The sequence below is a fragment of the Aliivibrio fischeri genome (genome assembly GCF_009727955.1).
Lineage (GTDB): Bacteria > Pseudomonadota > Gammaproteobacteria > Enterobacterales > Vibrionaceae > Aliivibrio > Aliivibrio fischeri_A.
The window spans coordinates 405,033-422,738 of the sequence record NZ_WOBR01000004.1 but is presented as its reverse complement, the minus strand read 5'-3'; the positions used below and the strand labels follow the sequence as shown (position 1 = coordinate 422,738).

Here is a 17,706-nt window from a genome sequence, read left to right as displayed (position 1 = left end):
AGGCAAAAACATTAAAGAAATGTGAACAGGTGTCGATATATCTTAATGACAACCCGTATATAACTCCCCTATACGCTAAAATAGCTATTGGAGTTAATCACCTGCTATTCATTTAGTTTACAAGGTGTTACACTGGAAAATATTACTACTGGATGTATGATAAAAATATGAATATTGCTCTTATTATTGGTCTTTTTGGGATTCTGCTTACATTGATTATTGGCTACAACATCATTGTTCAATATAGAACAAAGATTGAATCTGCCAAAAAACAAGAATCTGCAAAGCATATGGTTATCATTGATTCTACCGAAGAATTAATCAGTAATGCACATCATCTGCCATACAGTAAAGAGTTACTTGTTTGCTTAAACCAACGAATTCTTGATGCTTTAAGAGCCATTTCAGAGCTTGAACCACATGATCGCTCATACCCAGGTCGTATTGAAAATATGGAGCAACAGCTTCAGCAATTAAAAACAGAATACACAGGTGGCGATAGCACTAACTTCAAAGTGCCAAGTAACGATAAACAAGCGATTGTGATGTTAAAACTTGTTAAACGCCTTCGTGATACGCTTCGTGCTGAACACCGTAAAGGACGTGTTAATACACAAGTATTTGTTGCTGAAAACGCTCGCCTTGAATCTATTCAAGTTCGTATTAATATCGAAAACGTGGTTAAACGTGCTAAAGAGGCAACACAGCGCGGCCAAGCTGGTACCGCTCGTCAATTACTTAAGAAGGGTATTGATGCCCTTTCAAGCAAAAACGATGGCTACTCAAACAAAGCTCGCACTCGTTTACAAGAAATGCTTGATGAATTAAATAATAAGACTAAGAAGAAACAAGACCAAGAATTACAAGATCAATTGGATAAGAATAAAGACGACGATATCGATGTTCTTTTCCAACCAAAGAAAAAGTGGTAATCAATACCAACCAAAAAAAAGATCGCATAGTGCGATCTTTTTTTATGTCTATTTTAATAAAACTTAAGCTGGAACACCGCTGTGGAATTTAAAATCACTGTCTGGTGTTAATATCAAGTCCGCTTCAACCTGAGCAAAGAATGCCACACGCTCATCCACATTTCCCCCAGCAACCTGCTGTGCTAGTGCTAAGTAATCTTGATAATGACGAGATTCAGATCGAAGTAATGAAATGTAGAACTTAGCCAAATCATCATCTAAAAACGGAGCTAACTTAGCAAAGCGCTCACAAGAACGAGCCTCAATAAAAGCACCAATGATCAACTTATCAATTAAGGTACATGGCTCATGAGTAATCACTCTCGTAAATAACCCTTTTGCATAGCGCCCTGCTCTAATATTTTGATAAGGCACACCGCGCTGATCCATAATTTCTAATACTTGATAAAAATGATGAAGCTCTTCTTTTATCAATAACACCATTTTATCAATCAGATCTTGGCTATAAGGTGAATCAGCACGTGCAGTGATCTTTTTAGAGATGTTACTTTTGCCCTTTAGTGTCTCTAATGACCCTACGTGTTTATAGGCAAATTCTTCATATGGTTTGAACCAATCTAATAGTGCCTTTGCTCCCTCTGCATCAACCGCATATTTACGAATCAAGTACATGGCACTCTGCGCCGCTTTTAATTCACACATTAAGTGGTCACGCAAAATAACAGATAAGTTTTCAGGCTTTCTTGCTTCTTCTATCCATTCATCAGGCGTTTCACACTGCAAAAAAGAATAAATTGGGTCTAATAAAGATTTGTCGTACATAGTTTTTAACCATCAAAAGTTCTTAACGCCAGTATACCAAACCTGACTGTATAAATTCATTACGTAAGGTGAAATTCAACAAGCCTTTTTTTTCAATAACTTAAAATTACAGTGGTTTTAATTGCGCTTGAGATCTCAATAAACAAGCAAAAATAGCTTGATCATTAACCGATTTAAAAGTACTGTATAAATACACACTGTATGGATGAACAGGTATTTTATTATGAACACAGCAATGGCTTTTACAACCTACTCAAACTCATTTAATTATTCTATCTCTCAACGCATCTCTAGCGCTGCAAGCCAAGTAAATGCACAGTGTGAGAGCCAGTTTATTCAAATTTTAAAAAGTTTGTCTAAACAGAATAAATGGATTTTTATTACAGCAAATACAACAATGCCAAGTAGCGAGTCGCTTCTAAAGCATGGTATTGAATTAAGTAAATTTGTACGTTTAAAAGAATCTCATCGCTTAACAGAAAGTGAAACTATCGAAAAAGCAAAACAATTAGGTACAGCCAGCGCTATTATTTCTAATGCTAATTGTTTTTATTTTTCCGATTCACAATGGTTAACCTTGAACAGAAAATTAACCGTACTGCATTAAATCTAGATGAAAGTAGCTGTAAATTAACAACTACTGTGTTTTCTCATTTAGATGGACATGAAGTAAGTCAAAATCATCTGTCGACTGAGAAATGTCTGTGAAGGTATTTTCGAGAATATAATTAATCTGCTCTTCATCCAAAGTATAAGGCAGTTTAATTTCCAGATCGGTGATCCCTTCAATACGCGCTAGGCGAATTAAACGAATAATATTTGATTCATCATTAATATGAGAAGAAAGCACTTGAAGCGCTTCTGCTTGAAGTCTTTCAGATAATGGTCTTGCATCATGAACAGAAGCATTCCATACCGTTCCAAATGTCGGAATGATACTCTTTAACGCTTGTGAAAACGTCCACTTTTGCTTACTTGAATTTACAAGAAACGAGCTGTAATCAAACTCTATTTTATTGCTCATGAAGTGCCTCGATATATTCCAACATCTACTTTCAACATCCTATTGAAAAGCATTATTTTTTGTTTCTAATTATTAGTATCCCGAATATTGTTCTTATCGCAAGTATAAAATTGGACATTGATCACACTTAATAATTCTTAGCTCTTTACCTTATCATTGCTCTAACACATATTTTACACTCGCACATTTTGGCAACAAAAAACCGCTACAATGAGCGGTTTTTATATCATTTGATTCTAATTAAATTGTGGCTTAATTATCCGTCAAGCTCGTATTTTTAGAGACAATTGGATCAATCTTTATTTCGTACTCATTAAAGTAAATCTTACATGGACTGTGTTCCCGTTTGGTTGTTACTTGCTCATCTGAATACTGAATGGTCACTTTTGGATAAACTCGTTCCGTAACCTTAACAACATTTTCTGTTAGCAGCTTTCTTAACTCTTCTTCGGCTGATTGGAAACGGTGCATTGAAGCGGCAATTTCACGATTCGATTCTTCTTTCATGTTTTGCACACGTTCGATTTGCTCTGGTGTTCGCTCTGCTTTTGGAATTTTGGCTAAATCCATTTCTGCACGAACCACTTTCATGGTGTTTTCTTGTGCTTCTTTGTATTTGGCATTTAAGGCAACAATATTCTCTTTGTACTTATCGAAACGGGTAAATGCTTTTACTAATGTTTCTGTACCTGCCGTAGCACCTAAATTTACGGTTGTAATATTAGAGCCAGCATAGACTTCACCGCCAACAATAGAACCGTTACGACCAGTTTTATCCATTACCGTGACAGAATTCTTACTCTTGATGTAGCTCTGAATAGCATGAATACCAAGCTCAATATCACCCGATGCTTGCAAATCAGCTGATTGAACAAACTTAGCCGTAATTTTTCCACCTGCTTTTACAAAACACGTGTAATCCTCACCCGCTTCTACTTGGTGACCTATAATGCCTTTCATGGCAATAACATCACCATGTGCTTGAACATCAGCAGATTCAATAAAGCCACCAACAGTTACGCTGCCAGTTGCTCTTACAATCATATCTGGTGCAATATCGCCACTTACAATAACGCTACCTTTAAATTTGATGTGTCCTGTTGAGATATCAACGGCGTTCAAACAAAGTGCGTTATCTACATCTGCACCATCTTTGTTTATCCAAGGCATACCTGATGTTGCAGCAATAACCAGATCAGGGTCATCTGGAGATATCATGGCTCCTTTACCTGCTCGCAGTTTGGTATTTTTTCCCGCTGTTGCTGGAATCACTTCACCACGAACGGTAAAACCATCGACACCTTTTGTTGGTGGGATTCGTCGAATGAGTTCATCGCCTTCCACAACAGTGATGGTTTCACCCAGATCACGCATGTCTACTTTATCTTCTTCCCCTTCTTTTTCCTGAGGCTTTAGTGCTTGCTCACGAAAATCTTCAACTAGGGGAACAAAACTTGCGTTGGTACCATCAATAGGTTCTTTACCTTTGGCGATAACAAGCGACACTTTCTCACCAGCAGGTAAATTACGACTCAGAAACATGATTTTCTTGAGTGCATTTTTACTGATACCACGAGTGATCTCCATGCTAGTTAAGCCAGAAATCACATCACTGCTTACAAGATCACGACCACCATAAGCGCCAATGACAGCCATTGTCGCTTTCATATCACGCTCTTCTATCGCAATGATAACTTCTGCATCACGTCGAGCTGCAACCGTACGGTTCTGATGATGAGTCATCATACCGTTTTTCACATCTTGTATAATCGTTGTAATGATTTTTTCATCAAAATAAAAATTACACGCATTAATCTCTTCTAAACAATCTTTAAAGCTTTTTAATGTCGGTTCTTCATCCGGCTGAAACTTATCAGGAAAACGCAATACTACAACTGAGTCATCTTCCACTAACGTTAGAAGAGATTTCCACATATTTATCACTCTTATTTATTTTTCAATCGAAAACCATTTCAATTGATTATGTTAATTTACTGTATTCTACAGTTCAAAATCACCTAAATCCATGTCGGTGTCTTGACGCTCAAAAAACGCCACTAAATCGTCATGTCCACCAATATATTTACGGTCAAGGTAAATTTGAGGGACAGTATTTACTGCAATACTTTCTTTTTCTTGAATTAAAGCAACCATTTCTTCTTTTGTTAGATCTTCATCTAAGGTTAATACTTTATATTCAATGCCTTTATCGTCCAAAATTGCTTTTGCTTTAACACAAAAAGGACATACTGTTTTTGAAAAAATAATCGTTTGATGAGTATTTAACATTTTTTGCTCTCTTTAAGTTCAATAATTCGAATTCGGTAACTAAATGCTGAAAACTGGGTATGGTTGCAGTTCAGGGATTAACTGATGCAACTGTTGTTCATCTTGTGCAATATCTTTTGCTGAATCACATAAGTTTTGTGCTTCATCTTTCATTTCAGTGCTGTGTTGTTTCATCTTTTCTTTTATCTTCACTTGCACATCAGCAAACTGTTGCTGTAACTCAGTAAAGTTCAACTCCCCTTCTTGCATCTTTAAAGACAGAGAGTTAAATACACTCGCAAAAAGTTCTTTATCCATGCTTTGCATCATGACTTCAAAATCTTGTTTCCATGTTGTGTCTACATCCTTGAAAAAGTCATGTTCTAGTACCATGTCCTTTCCTTGATAAAATTTTTGCTTAGCTGTTGTACCATATTCATCAATTTTACTTTTGACTCCCTCAAATGATCCTTTTGCATCAAATGAAGTTTCAATTTCACTAACAAAATCATTAGCAGCTGCAATGCCTTTATCAGTAAAATCAACAATTTCAGGAATATAGGTAGAGACTTGTTGCTGATAGCGCTCTATCGCCTCTTTTTGTTTTTGAGTTAACTGTAACTCTTTACCGTTCACAAAAACTCGACCATCTTGATCAATTCGTAACTTATCCTGTGACTTCTCAACTTTTACTTCGCCGTTTTGCGTTAAAAGAACATCATTTTCGACATTCACAGGGCACATACTCGCCCACGCATTACCAGATATAATTAACAGGGCAGTAGCGATCATTTTTTTAGCTGACATACGTCTTTCTTCTCTTTATTTTAATTAGTCGCTCAGTTTAACTGATTGCACCTATCTAGCTCAACTCAGAAAATTAACAGAAAAAATAGCAATCGTTTGCTTTTCTTGTGGTAGTCCCAAATAGTTCTGGTATGATGCTCTCAGTTTTTAAACTTTCTTTATATAGGAATTCTACAATGAGTCTTTCCGATCAAGTGCTTGCAGTTAATGACGATTTACCTATTCGTACTGATAAACCAGTACATAGCGGTAAAGTACGTTCAGTGTATTGGTTAACTGAAGAAGACAGTCGCCGTCTTATTAAAGAAAAGGGATACAATGTCGCACCTGATGCTCCCCTAGCTATCATGGTGATCAGTGACCGTATTTCTGCATTCGACTGTATCTGGCACGGTGAAGGCGATTTGAAAGGTATTCCTGGTAAAGGTGCTGCACTAAATGCTATTTCTAACCACTGGTTCCAATTATTTAAAGATAATGGATTAGCGGATAGCCATATTCTTGATATTCCACATCCGTTTGTGTGGATTGTTCAAAAAGCAAAACCAGTAATGATTGAAGCTATTTGTCGTCAATATATTACAGGCTCTATGTGGCGTGCATACACTCAAGGTGAACGTGAATTCTGTGGTATTACCCTGCCTGAACGTCTTGAAAAAGATGAGCAATTGGCTGAATTACTTTTAACGCCATCAACGAAAGGCATTTTAAAAGGTATTGATGGGGTTCCTGAAGTTGATGATGTAAATATCACTCGCAAGAATATCGAAGATAATTACGATAAATTTAACTTTTCTTGTATCGAAGATATCGCAACTTACGAGAAATTATTAAAAGAAGGTTTTGCTGTAATCGCAAAAGCCTTAACCAAAATTGATCAAATCTTTGTTGATACTAAATTTGAATTTGGTTATGTCGAAGATGCGCAAGGGAATGAAAAACTGATTTATATGGATGAAGTCGGTACGCCTGATTCATCTCGTATTTGGGATACCAAGGCATATCGTTCAGGCCATATCATTGAAAACTCCAAAGAAGGCTTCCGTCAGTTCTTATTAAACCACTTCCCTGAACCAGATATTTTATTAAATAAAAACCGCATGGAAGAACGCTTTGCTTTAGCTAAAGAAAATGCACTTCCTTTAGAAGCGATGATGGATTTATCTAAAACGTATTTAGATATTGCAGCAAAAATTACTGGCGCACCAATTACGCTAAGTGATAATCCAAAAGCAGAAATCATCAAGGTATTAAAAGAAGAATATCAATTAGTCGATTAATACCAATGTAACTAATTACCAAATAAAAATGGCGACCTCATTGGTCGCCATTTTTTATCTCTTCATATAATAAAAACGAAAAAATTCGTAATTATAGGAAGTGAACCGTTAGGTTAAGAGATGCGAAATCGATGTTTTCATCGCCAACAGTGAAGTTGTTGTAGCCAGCACCTACTGTGAACATTGGGATGATGTTGTATTCAACACCTAAACCGAAGAATGGATCAACGCCATCATCTTTACGGAAACCTTTCGCTTCCCAGCTGTGCATGCCAGCTTTGCCGTAAACGTGTAGAGGACCAAAGTCGATGCTTGGTTTAACAGCAAAGTTTACAGAAGTTACGTCTGTTGTTTGGCTACCGTAATCGTAAGAACCTAGGTTCCAAGCACCCATTTCTAAACCAATGAAAGGTAACAGACCTGTACCAATGTGAGCACCGTATACCGTTGAGCTCTCGCTTCTGTAATCAGCAGAACCAACTTGTACGCCGCCGTAAACTAGTGAATCTGCCGCTGCTGTTGCTGATACGCTTGCTAGAGCTAACGCTAAAAGTGTCTTTTTCATCTTAAATCCTATTTTTACAAAAGGGAGCGGCAACCTTTGACGCTCTTTTTAATATTATTGTTATTGAAGCAATTAACATGCCGAAATTAATTCTAGTGTAGGTGATACATTAGCAATCGGCAATGGCATTTTTGACTCGTTTATCAGAAACTGGATATGGCGTGCCTAATTGTTGTGCAAAATAACTCACTCTTAGCTCTTCAATCATCCAGCGGATCTCTTTTACTTTGTCAGGAATTGGCTGCCCTTTCGGTATTTTATTCAGCAATTCTTTATAATCACTGGTGATCCCTTCAACTTTAAGTAAGTGCATACGGTCACGGTTTGGATCAATTGGTAATTTCTCCATTCGACGTTCAATCGCTTTCATGTAGCGATGGATATCTTGAAGACGTTTCCAACCACACTCTGTCGCAAATCCTTTAAAAATAAGATTCTCTATCTGAGCTTTAATATCCGAAAGCGCAAACGCCATGCTTAAATCAACACGCCCTTTTAACTTTTTCTGGATTTGGAAAGCGGTAGTTAAAATCGTTTCAACTTGTTTTGCAATCTCAACAACCGTATCCCCAAGCTCTGCTCGGATATGCTCTTTCATTTTTTCAAAGGCTTCAGGTTGCCAAACAAGACCGCCCTGCTCGTCAATTAACTTGTCGATACCACAAGCAATACAATCATCAATCAAGTCCATCACACGACCATACTGATTAAAGTACAAACCTAATTTCGATTTATTAGGAAGATTGTCATGTAAATACTTAATTGGCGATGGCACATTAAGAAGAATTAGACGGCGTTGGCCTGCCTTCATTGCATTGTGCTGCTCTTCTTCTGTTTCAAACAGTTTAATTTCTACACTGTCTTTACCATCAACAATCGCTGGATAAGCTTTAACTTCAAATCCACCACGCTTTTGTTTATACAGCGTTGGTAACTCACCAAAGCTCCATGTTTTAAGGCCTTTTTGCTCAATATCATCATCAGCAACTTGTGATAATGTTTCTTGAACTTTATCTTTTAAGCCTTCTTTTAACTCATACAAATCACGACTTTCTTTTAGCTTGCGATTACGATGGTCAACAACACGGTATGTTACTTTTAAGTGATCTGGGATCTGTTCAAGTTTCCAATCTTCACGTAACACTTCAAACCCTGTCATTCGACGAAGTTCTTTTTCTAAACTGTCTAACAACGGCGCTTCAAATGGTACAGCACGAGATAAAAATGCATCGGCATAATTAGGTGCTGGTACGAAATTCTTACGTACGGTTTTAGGTAACGACTTAATCAATGCCATAACTAATTCGTGACGTAAACCCGGGATCTGCCAATCAAAGCCATGAGGTTCAACTTGGTTTAGAATTGGCAGTGGTACATGTACCGTTACCCCATCGCTGTCTTGTCCCGGCTCAAATTGGTAACTTAATTTAAGTTTTAAGTTTCCTTGATGCCAAAAGTTTGGATAATCCAAATCCGTTACATGACTTGCATCGCCACGGAACAGCATTTCTTTTTCAAAGTTTAATAACTCTGGCGTCTCTTTTTGCGCTTTCTTCCACCACGTATCAAAGTGACGACCAGAAACCACATCGACACCAACGCGTTGATCGTAGAATTCAGCTAACTGATCATCATCAACAAGAATATCGCGACGACGAGACTTATGCTCAAGCTCTTCAACTTCTTGTAATAACTTACGGTTTTGTTTAAAGAACTGATGTTTCGTATGCCAATCACCTTCAACTAACGCTGAACGAATAAAAATTTCACGACACACAGGCGCGTCAATCGCACCGTAGTTAATTTGGCGTTTAGGTACGATTGGAATACCGTAAATGGTCACTTTTTCATAAGCCATTACTGCCGCTGATTTCTTCGACCAATGCGGCTCGCTGTAGCTGCGCTTAATCAAATGTCCTGCTAATGGTTCAATCCATTCAGGTTGGATTTTCGCAACAATTCGACCCCAAAGTTTTGAGGTTTCAACCAATTCAGCAACCATGACCCATTTTGGTTGTTTCTTAAACAAACCAGACGCTGGGAATAGGTGGAATCGTGCATTGCGAGCGCCTTGGTATTCATTCTTTTCTTGATCTTTTTGACCAATATGAGAAAGCATACCCGCTAAAATTGCAGTATGAACCCCTTGATAACCAGCCGCTTCTTGATTCACTTTGTAATTAAGCTCTTTCATGACTTGGCTAATTTGATAGTGAACATCTTGCCATTCACGGACACGTAAATAGTTCAAAAAGTCTTTACGACATTGCTTTCTGAATTGGTTGCTTGAGAGCTCTTTTTGTTTTGCTTTTACATGTTCCCACACGTTCACAAACGTTAAGAAATCTGAATCTTCATGATTAAAGCGTTTATGTTTATCATCCGATTGCTGTTTCTTATCGCTTGGACGCTCACGAGGGTCTTGAATTGATAATGCCGCCGCAATGATCATCACTTCTTGTAAGGCATTGTATTTCGGTGCTTCAAGTACCATTCTCGCTAAGCGAGGATCAATCGGAAGACGGGCTAATTCACGACCAACTTTAGTTAAGCTTTTCTTCGGATCTTTCGCATTTGCATTAATCGCACCTAACTCTTCAAGTAGCTTAATACCATCTTGAATATTACGATTATCAGGCGCTTCCACAAATGGGAAAGCTTGAATATCACCCAACCCTAACGCTGTCATCTGCAAAATTACAGACGCTAGGTTAGTACGCAAGATCTCAGGGTCGGTAAACTCTGGACGAGAAATAAAATCTTCTTCAGAGTAAAGACGAATACAGATACCTTCAGATACACGACCACAACGACCTTTACGCTGATTTGCACTGGCTTGTGAAATCGCTTCAATAGGTAAACGTTGTACTTTGGTGCGATAACTATAGCGACTGATACGTGCCGTACCTGGGTCGATAACGTATTTAATCCCCGGAACCGTAAGCGATGTTTCTGCTACGTTAGTGGCTAATACTATTCGACGACCAGCGTGTGGTTGGAAGACACGATTCTGCTCTTGTGCAGATAAACGCGCGTATAACGGTACAATTTCCGTATCACGTAGATTACGTTTTTCTAATGCTTCTGCGGTATCACGAATTTCTCGCTCACCCGTCATAAAGATCAGAATGTCACCCAGCCCTTCTTCACACAGCTCATCTACTGCATCAAAGATACCTTCTAATTGGTCACGATCGGTATCATCACCATCTTCAACGATTGGACGATAACGAGTTTCAACCGGATAAGTACGGCCTGATACTTCAATCATTGGGGCATTATTGAAATGTTTTGAGAAACGCTCAGGATCGATGGTTGCTGACGTGATAATGACTTTTAAATCAGGACGTTTAGGCAATAGTTCACGTAAATAACCCATAATAAAATCGATGTTTAAGCTGCGTTCGTGCGCTTCATCGATAATTAATGTGTCGTATTGATTTAAGTAACGGTCGTTTTGGATCTCAGCCAGTAAGATACCATCCGTCATTAATTTGATTTGTGTGCGATCAGAGACTTGATCATTAAAACGAACTTTATAACCAACATGGCTACCGAGTTCTGTCTCCATCTCCTCAGCAATACGGTCTGCGACTGAACGCGCCGCTAAACGACGAGGTTGTGTATGACCAATATTACCAAACTTACCACGACCTAGTTCTAAACAGATTTTAGGTAACTGCGTGGTTTTACCTGAACCGGTTTCACCAGCAACGATAACCACTTGATTATGTTTGATGGCCTCTGCAATTTCGTCTTTCTTTTGGCTAACCGGTAGTTGTTCTGGGTAAGAAATCGTCGGGCGATCGGCCTCACGATTATTCGCCGTTTGCATTGATTGTGCGATATCTAATGCAATTTCATCAAACACGGCGTGTCTTGACTCTTCTTTTTTGATTCGCGATGCGCCTTGAATGCGTTTACTTAGGCGAAAACGATCACGCATCATACATTCACTTAATGCTTTTCTAAGTGTTGATGCTGAATTTTGATTTGATTGACTCAAAATATTTCCTACTGAATCTTTTATTTATTCTAATAACTAAAGCAATTCTATCACATTCTTGTCTCTATCGAGCCTTAGTGGACAAAAATCTGTTTTACTTAAATGTAATAATTCTCGATTGCTCGAACTGATACCTATTTGCTAAACTGAATAGATTAATCCCAACCATTAAGACAGTTGTATGGAATTTAACGGTAAGCAAATCGAGCGTGACGCTCAAGGGTATTTAAAAAACCACACAGATTGGTGTGAAGAGTTAGTTCCACTTCTAGCAAAAGAAGAGAATATTGAACTGACCGAAGCACACTGGGAAGTAGTACGTTTCGTTCGTAACTTTTACGATGAGTTTAAAACATCTCCGGCAGTTCGCATGCTGGTAAAAGCAATGGAAAAAGAGCATGGCCCTGAAAAAGGTAACAGCAAATACCTATTTCAATTATTTAAGTTAGGACCAGCAAAACAAGCGACAAAATTAGCGGGTTTACCTAAACCGGCAAAATGCCTATAACATCGCTTTCTATTGCTTAACTTTGGTAAGAATTAATACATTTTAAAATCGGTTAATTCTTGCCATTGTGTCTCTTCTTTCTCAATTGAATCCACTCTCGCTAATTGCGGCCCAACCTGTAACCATTCAAGAAATTGATTAATTTTATCTTCACTGCCACATACTAACACTTCGACAGAACCATCTTCTTGATTACGTGCATAGCCAGTTAAGCCAAGCTTTAATGCGGTATGTGCCGTATGAAAGCGAAAACCTACACGCTGTACTTTTCCCTTTACATTAAATAGATACGATTTTTGTGACATGCTTCACCTATAAGTGTCGATTATAATAAGGATTTCTTAATCATGAGATATTATCCTTCGCTCCTCATCATATATACGGATTTATTATGAAAGAAACGGCATTTCGTTGGATTGACAAATATCTTATTCACTTCAAGATCCAAGAAAAATTTTATTTACTCTTCTTGCTTCCTGCTTTGGCACTTTTCAGCCTGATGTTTATCATGGACTCAGCTGCTGACAATATGATGTCTGAAACATTGGAGCATGAAGTCCAGTTTGTTGCTTCTATGTTAGATCAACAAAATGTATCTCGCCAAGATGCAATTACCCTACTTTCTCAATCAGCGGAATTTACTGTTGGTACTGGTGAGCATACCGCTTATGTTGCTTCTGGAAACTACAGCATAAATGCAAATTCTGATGTAACCCTATGGTCTACATTATCAAGCCTACAATTATCATTAATCATAGGCATTTTATTGGTAATGGCGATTGGTGTTTATTACATTATGACATTCATCGGTGGTGCGATGTTCACGATGAATAAAGCGTTAGAAACACTTGAGTCTGGTGATCTTACGCAACGTCTAAACTTCTTCCCAGTAAGAGACGAATTTAGCACCATTGCTATGACCATTGATAAACTGGCAGAGCGTGAGCAACAGCTAGTATTAGCAATGCAAGAATCGGTAGCACTAATCCAACAAATGAGTTCTGAATTAAGCCAGAACAGTTATAAAAGCTCAGATGCTTCTGACAAGCAATTAGCTCAACTTGATCTTTTATCTAGCGCAGCAGAAGAGATGGCGACATCTATTCAAGAGGTAGCAAGCTATACACATGAAGCCTCTTCTCAATCAACGGATGCGATGGAGTCTGCACGCCTAGGACAATCACAAGTTGATTCTGCTGTTAGCTCTATTCAAGCTTTAGCTCAAGAAATTAACCAAGCGGCAAATGCGGTACAAGAGTTAGATTCAGATGCTGCAAAAATTGATGAAGTGGTCACTACTATCAATGCCATTTCGGAACAAACGAATTTATTAGCACTAAATGCTGCAATTGAAGCAGCACGAGCTGGTGAGCAAGGTCGTGGATTCGCAGTGGTTGCCGACGAAGTTCGCACATTAGCAAGCCGAACTCAGCAAGCAACGGTTGAGATTCAGACCATGATTGAAGCATTGCAAAATAACAGTAAGTCGTTATTAACATTAACGTCGAACACGGTGACTAATGCTGAAACTGGTCAAGAATTAATGCATAAGGTGCACAGTGATATTTCAAACATTGCTGAGCGCAACAATACGATCGCTCAAAGTAATAACGAAATTGCCACTGCAGCCACTCAACAAGGTGAAGTAGCAGCAAGTATCGCTTCAACCGTTGAAGATGTTCGTACTCAGTCAAATCAAGTTCATCAGATGATCAAAGATTCTGAATTGAATATAGAACAATTAAGAGTAAAAGGCCAAGATTTAGAATTACTATTAAATGGCCTAAAAGCATAGTTAATAAATTTAAGCCATTTATATTTTTTATTTATAGATGGCTTTTATTCCTTCCATTTAAATATATGTGTCAACATTCGTTTGACGCTTATTTACAATAAGTAACATTTTTATCATTATGCAAATTGTAAACGTTTGCTTAATGATAAATACATCACACTTCCTATTTTTATTTTACTATAAATTCCGCTCTCAAGTGCTTTGACATAAAAGCACTTATTTAAATAACAAAATAACATTATTTTTGGATATATATCACTTATATATAATAAGTGGAATATATATTCAGGAGAGCAAACATGAATCACTCCTTTATATTTAAACTTTCGTTAAATAAACCTTTACTTGCACTATTGCTTGCCCCAGTTTTTACTTCACTTTTTTTATTCGCCGTCGTCGCTTTTTTAATAGATGGTCGTAATAATGAAGTAGAAAACAATATTATTCAGACAGCAGAACGAGCTCAATTTGGTTCTGAAATTATGCAATTACGCTTTAACTGGCAAGAACTTCGAGTAAAAAATCGAGATACCATGTCTGAAAGCGGACAGGCAATGCTAGAACAAGAGAAAGAATTACAAAAAGCATTTGCTTTGACAAACACTCATATGAAGGAGAATATTCTTACTTCAAAAGTCTTAAGTGATGCTGGAAAAAACGATATAGATAATCTACAAAAGATCTTAATAGATTACGAAAAAAGTATTAATACTTCAGTAAAAATATTAACTGAGTTATATGATGCTCAAATTGCCACTCCGATTTTTTGGCAACCTATGGTGGAAATGCTAACTTTTATTGATTCGATATATAACGGTTCAGAGTCTGAATGGGAAAAAGAGCGTATTACTTTCACCACTAACGTTGAACGTTTTTATGACAGTTTAAACCGAATGGTAAGTGGAAGAGATTTAAGTGAACAAAAAACTGCAGAAAAATACCTAGCTTCAATTACATCTTTCTTAAATAAATACAATAAATATCCTGAGGTTAAATACTTTACTGATAATGTGTTCGCTTCATATTTATCTCTTTATCACGAAAGTATTCGATCTTTACAAGCAAATACTGAACAATCTAAATTACGTGTAAAGATGGTTGAAGATATTACGAATGTGATTTCAACTGTAAATACACGCCAAGTTGAATTCACTCAAACACTAAATCAGCGCTCTCTAAATGCTAGCCAAAATGTAGAAAATACTCAAATTTGGTCATGGCTTGGTGCAGCAGTGCTTTCTACTTTTATCGCCCTACTACTTGCTCGTAATATTAATAATGTCTTAGCCGCTATTTCAAAAACAATTGCAGCAATGGCTAAACAAAATTTAACGACATTAACTAATTTATCTGGCACAAACGAGCTTGCGGTGCTTGCTACAAATCTAGATGCTTCAATTAAGAACATGGCTAATATGGTTGGCTCTGTCAGGGAACAAAGTAATGATGTTGCTTCTTCTTCGACTGAACTCGCGTGTGTAATGACACAAAGCTCAAGTAACGCAGAAGAACAAAGTGCACAAATTGAACAAATTGCTGCAGCGGTAACTGAACTGTCAGCCTCTTCAAATTTAGTGGCTGATTCGGCGAAAAATACGGAGTTACAAGCAACAGAAGCGGCAACTCTGTGTGAATTAGGTCAAGAAATTGCGGAGCAAAATAAAACGCGTGCAGACGACTTAACCACTCAATTAAGTGAAACTGCAGCGGTTGTTGAGAACCTACGTACTCACTGTATAAGCATTGAAGAAGTCGCAACAGTTATTAATAACATCTCAGAACAAACTAACTTACTGGCGCTTAATGCGGCAATTGAAGCTGCCCGTGCTGGTGAAATGGGACGAGGTTTTGCAGTTGTTGCCGATGAAGTTCGTAACCTTGCAGGGAAAACACAACAATCAACGGTTCACATTAAGAAGATCATTTCTGAACTGCAATCTTATTCATTAGATGCGACAGAAAAAGTAGATGGTTGTTTAGATACCATTACCTTAACTCGTGAAACATCAATTCAATCTTACGATCACTTAGCGAATATCAATACTGCAATTCAATCAATTTACGGTAGCTCAACTGAAATGGCTTCAGCGGCACTACAACAATCAAATGCGGTTGAAGAAATCACAGGAACGGTTATTGGCATTAAAGAGATCATTAATCAAAACGTAACTGGTATTGAAGAATCAAGCAAAGCGTCAAACTTCTTATCTGAGTTAGCAGAGCAACAACGCTCACAACTTGAGCTGTTTAAAATTAAATAAAATCATTCCCCAATCGAGCCATGGAAAGTTTGAAGCTTTCCATGGCTTATTTAATTTTCTCTTCTATTTCCCTTTCCTAGCTATATAAATCGTTTTATTCATTGCTTTTATGACACGCATCACAGAGAATATCGGCTCACTTTTTATCAACAGAGCATCAATATGACTGTTTCAATTTATTTAGCAAAAGGACGTGATAAAGCATTGCGTCGTCGTCACCCTTGGATCTTCTCTCGCGGTATTGACCGTATCGATGGTAAAGCAGAACTAGGTGAAACAGTTGAGATTTATGCAAACAACGGCGAATGGCTTGCTCGTGGTGCGTTTTCTCCACAGTCTCAGATCCGTGCTCGCGTTTGGACTTTTGATAAAAACGAAGCGATTGATAAAGGCTTCTTTGTTCGTAAATTAAATCAAGCTCAAGCATTACGTGATGTATTAGCTGAGCGTGATGGTTTAACTGGTTATCGTTTAATTGCTGCTGAATCAGATGGCTTACCGGGCATCACAATTGATCGTTACCAAGATTACTTTGTGTGCCAATTACTCAGTGCTGGCGCAGAAGCAACAAAAGATCTATTAGTTGAAGCATTAGTTGAATGCTATCCAGACTGCAATATTTACGAGCGCTCAGATGTGTCAGTTCGTAAAAAAGAAGGTCTAAAACAACGTACTGGCGTTCTACATGGTGAAGAGCCACCAGAATCAGTGGTTATTGAAGAAAATGGCGTAAAAATTAGCGTTGATATCGTCAATGGCCATAAAACAGGTTTCTATCTTGATCAACGTGATAGCCGTGAACGCGCTTGTAAATATGTAAAAGATAAATCCGTTCTAAACTGTTTCTCTTACACTGGTGGTTTTGGTTTATACGCTCTAAAAGGTGGCGCTAAACACGTTATCAATGCTGACGTATCTCAACTTGCTTTGGACACAGCGAAGTACAATGCTGAGATCAACAAGTTTGATTTATCTAAAGCTGAATTCTTAAATGCTGACGTATTTAAGTTATTGCGTGAATACCGTGATAATGGCACTAAATTTGATGTTGTTATTATGGATCCACCTAAATTTGCTGAATCTAAAAATCAGCTAACGGGTGCATGTCGTGGTTATAAAGACATTAACATGTTAGCAATGCAAATCCTAAATCCAGGCGGCACGTTATTAACTTATTCATGTTCTGGTTTAATGGATGCGGGTTTATTCCAAAAAATCGTTGCTGATGCAGCACTAGATGCTCATCGTACTGTTCAGTTTATTGAGCGCTTTGAACAAGCAGCGGATCACCCTTTAGATTCTGCTTACCCTGAGGGTTTCTACCTTAAAGGTTTTGCTTGTCGAGTTGTATAACACTCACATTAGCCAGCAAGCTACTCAATAATCAAATGAAAAATTAATAAAAAAGGCGAGAAGGATGATCCTTCTCGCCTTTTTT

15 protein-coding genes are annotated in these 17,706 nt (G+C 37.8%); 7 read left to right on the top strand and 8 right to left on the bottom strand.

Features of this window, described 5'->3' with window-relative positions:
- Positions 1-167 precede the first annotated feature (167 nt).
- Positions 168-932 carry a hypothetical protein gene (locus tag GNP81_RS05290; RefSeq protein WP_026029322.1) on the top strand — a complete coding sequence of 255 codons (765 nt, stop codon included), beginning with the start codon at positions 168-170 and terminating at the stop codon, positions 930-932.
- A 63-nt stretch (positions 933-995) separates the two neighbouring features.
- Here the strand turns inward: GNP81_RS05290 and miaE are convergent, their stop codons facing one another.
- Positions 996-1,754, bottom strand: a complete 759-nt coding sequence (miaE, locus tag GNP81_RS05285; RefSeq protein ID WP_063648833.1) for a tRNA isopentenyl-2-thiomethyl-A-37 hydroxylase MiaE — start codon at positions 1,752-1,754, stop codon at positions 996-998.
- Positions 1,755-1,977: 223 nt separating this feature from the next.
- Here miaE and GNP81_RS05280 point away from each other — a divergent pair, with 223 nt between their 5' ends.
- A complete protein-coding gene (locus GNP81_RS05280) occupies positions 1,978-2,361 on the top strand; it encodes a SulA-like leucine-rich domain-containing protein (protein ID WP_063648834.1) in 384 nt (127 codons plus the stop codon).
- Between the two features lie 30 nt (positions 2,362-2,391).
- On the opposite strand, the gene GNP81_RS05275 is transcribed toward GNP81_RS05280, so the two are convergent.
- From GNP81_RS05275 to GNP81_RS05260, 4 genes are all read right to left on the bottom strand, one after another.
- Positions 2,392-2,778 carry a transporter gene (locus GNP81_RS05275; protein WP_005419636.1) on the bottom strand — a complete coding sequence of 129 codons (387 nt, stop codon included), beginning with the start codon at positions 2,776-2,778 and terminating at the stop codon, positions 2,392-2,394.
- 252 nt (positions 2,779-3,030) lie between these two features.
- Positions 3,031-4,713, bottom strand: a complete 1,683-nt coding sequence (locus GNP81_RS05270; protein ID WP_155674527.1) for a DUF342 domain-containing protein — start codon at positions 4,711-4,713, stop codon at positions 3,031-3,033.
- A gap of 66 nt (positions 4,714-4,779) precedes the next feature.
- Entirely contained in the window at positions 4,780-5,067 is a 288-nt protein-coding gene (locus GNP81_RS05265) for a glutaredoxin (RefSeq protein ID WP_155674528.1), read from the bottom strand.
- 39 nt (positions 5,068-5,106) lie between these two features.
- Positions 5,107-5,853, bottom strand: a complete 747-nt coding sequence (locus tag GNP81_RS05260; RefSeq protein WP_155674529.1) for a YggN family protein — start codon at positions 5,851-5,853, stop codon at positions 5,107-5,109.
- Between the two features lie 176 nt (positions 5,854-6,029).
- On the opposite strand from GNP81_RS05260, the gene GNP81_RS05255 reads away from it, so the two are divergent.
- On the top strand, positions 6,030-7,133 hold the full coding sequence (locus tag GNP81_RS05255; protein ID WP_155674530.1) for a phosphoribosylaminoimidazolesuccinocarboxamide synthase: 1,104 nt from the start codon (positions 6,030-6,032) through the stop codon (positions 7,131-7,133).
- 91 nt (positions 7,134-7,224) lie between these two features.
- Here the strand turns inward: GNP81_RS05255 and GNP81_RS05250 are convergent, their stop codons facing one another.
- Positions 7,225-7,698, bottom strand: coding sequence for an outer membrane beta-barrel protein (locus tag GNP81_RS05250; protein WP_012533344.1), 474 nt, complete (start codon positions 7,696-7,698; stop codon positions 7,225-7,227).
- Between the two features lie 109 nt (positions 7,699-7,807).
- Positions 7,808-11,704 (bottom strand): ATP-dependent RNA helicase HrpA, encoded by a 3,897-nt coding sequence (hrpA, locus tag GNP81_RS05245; protein WP_155674531.1) that lies wholly within the window; start codon positions 11,702-11,704, stop codon positions 7,808-7,810.
- 181 nt (positions 11,705-11,885) lie between these two features.
- Here hrpA and GNP81_RS05240 point away from each other — a divergent pair, with 181 nt between their 5' ends.
- The gene (locus GNP81_RS05240) at positions 11,886-12,212 is read left to right on the top strand and encodes a TusE/DsrC/DsvC family sulfur relay protein (protein ID WP_005419649.1); all 327 of its coding nucleotides are present in this window, start codon (positions 11,886-11,888) and stop codon (positions 12,210-12,212) included.
- A gap of 32 nt (positions 12,213-12,244) precedes the next feature.
- Here GNP81_RS05240 and yccX read toward each other — a convergent pair whose 3' ends face one another.
- Entirely contained in the window at positions 12,245-12,517 is a 273-nt protein-coding gene (gene yccX, locus GNP81_RS05235) for an acylphosphatase (protein ID WP_005419651.1), read from the bottom strand.
- An 86-nt stretch (positions 12,518-12,603) separates the two neighbouring features.
- On the opposite strand from yccX, the gene GNP81_RS05230 reads away from it, so the two are divergent.
- The 3 genes from GNP81_RS05230 to GNP81_RS05220 all read left to right on the top strand — a co-directional run bounded on the left by GNP81_RS05230 (position 12,604) and on the right by GNP81_RS05220 (position 17,621).
- Complete coding sequence (locus GNP81_RS05230) at positions 12,604-14,007, top strand: methyl-accepting chemotaxis protein (RefSeq protein ID WP_072054640.1); 1,404 nt, start codon at positions 12,604-12,606, stop codon at positions 14,005-14,007.
- 299 nt (positions 14,008-14,306) lie between these two features.
- Complete coding sequence (locus GNP81_RS05225) at positions 14,307-16,268, top strand: methyl-accepting chemotaxis protein (protein WP_146865031.1); 1,962 nt, start codon at positions 14,307-14,309, stop codon at positions 16,266-16,268.
- Between the two features lie 162 nt (positions 16,269-16,430).
- Positions 16,431-17,621: a class I SAM-dependent methyltransferase gene (locus tag GNP81_RS05220; RefSeq protein ID WP_155674532.1), complete on the top strand. Its 1,191-nt coding sequence runs from the start codon at positions 16,431-16,433 to the stop codon at positions 17,619-17,621.
- Positions 17,622-17,706: the final 85 nt, after the last annotated feature.

Excerpts from the sequence above, each read along its gene's own strand:
- GNP81_RS05290 (WP_026029322.1), top strand. The coding sequence starts at position 168 with ATGAATATTGCTCTTATTATTGGTCTTTTTGGGATTCTGCTTACATTG.
- miaE (WP_063648833.1), bottom strand. The coding sequence starts at position 1,754 with ATGTACGACAAATCTTTATTAGACCCAATTTATTCTTTTTTGCAGTGT.
- GNP81_RS05280 (WP_063648834.1), top strand. The coding sequence starts at position 1,978 with ATGAACACAGCAATGGCTTTTACAACCTACTCAAACTCATTTAATTAT.
- GNP81_RS05275 (WP_005419636.1), bottom strand. The coding sequence starts at position 2,778 with ATGAGCAATAAAATAGAGTTTGATTACAGCTCGTTTCTTGTAAATTCA.
- GNP81_RS05270 (WP_155674527.1), bottom strand. The coding sequence starts at position 4,713 with ATGTGGAAATCTCTTCTAACGTTAGTGGAAGATGACTCAGTTGTAGTA.
- GNP81_RS05265 (WP_155674528.1), bottom strand. The coding sequence starts at position 5,067 with ATGTTAAATACTCATCAAACGATTATTTTTTCAAAAACAGTATGTCCT.
- GNP81_RS05260 (WP_155674529.1), bottom strand. The coding sequence starts at position 5,853 with ATGTCAGCTAAAAAAATGATCGCTACTGCCCTGTTAATTATATCTGGT.
- GNP81_RS05255 (WP_155674530.1), top strand. The coding sequence starts at position 6,030 with ATGAGTCTTTCCGATCAAGTGCTTGCAGTTAATGACGATTTACCTATT.
- GNP81_RS05250 (WP_012533344.1), bottom strand. The coding sequence starts at position 7,698 with ATGAAAAAGACACTTTTAGCGTTAGCTCTAGCAAGCGTATCAGCAACA.
- GNP81_RS05240 (WP_005419649.1), top strand. The coding sequence starts at position 11,886 with ATGGAATTTAACGGTAAGCAAATCGAGCGTGACGCTCAAGGGTATTTA.
- yccX (WP_005419651.1), bottom strand. The coding sequence starts at position 12,517 with ATGTCACAAAAATCGTATCTATTTAATGTAAAGGGAAAAGTACAGCGT.
- GNP81_RS05230 (WP_072054640.1), top strand. The coding sequence starts at position 12,604 with ATGAAAGAAACGGCATTTCGTTGGATTGACAAATATCTTATTCACTTC.
- GNP81_RS05225 (WP_146865031.1), top strand. The coding sequence starts at position 14,307 with ATGAATCACTCCTTTATATTTAAACTTTCGTTAAATAAACCTTTACTT.
- GNP81_RS05220 (WP_155674532.1), top strand. The coding sequence starts at position 16,431 with ATGACTGTTTCAATTTATTTAGCAAAAGGACGTGATAAAGCATTGCGT.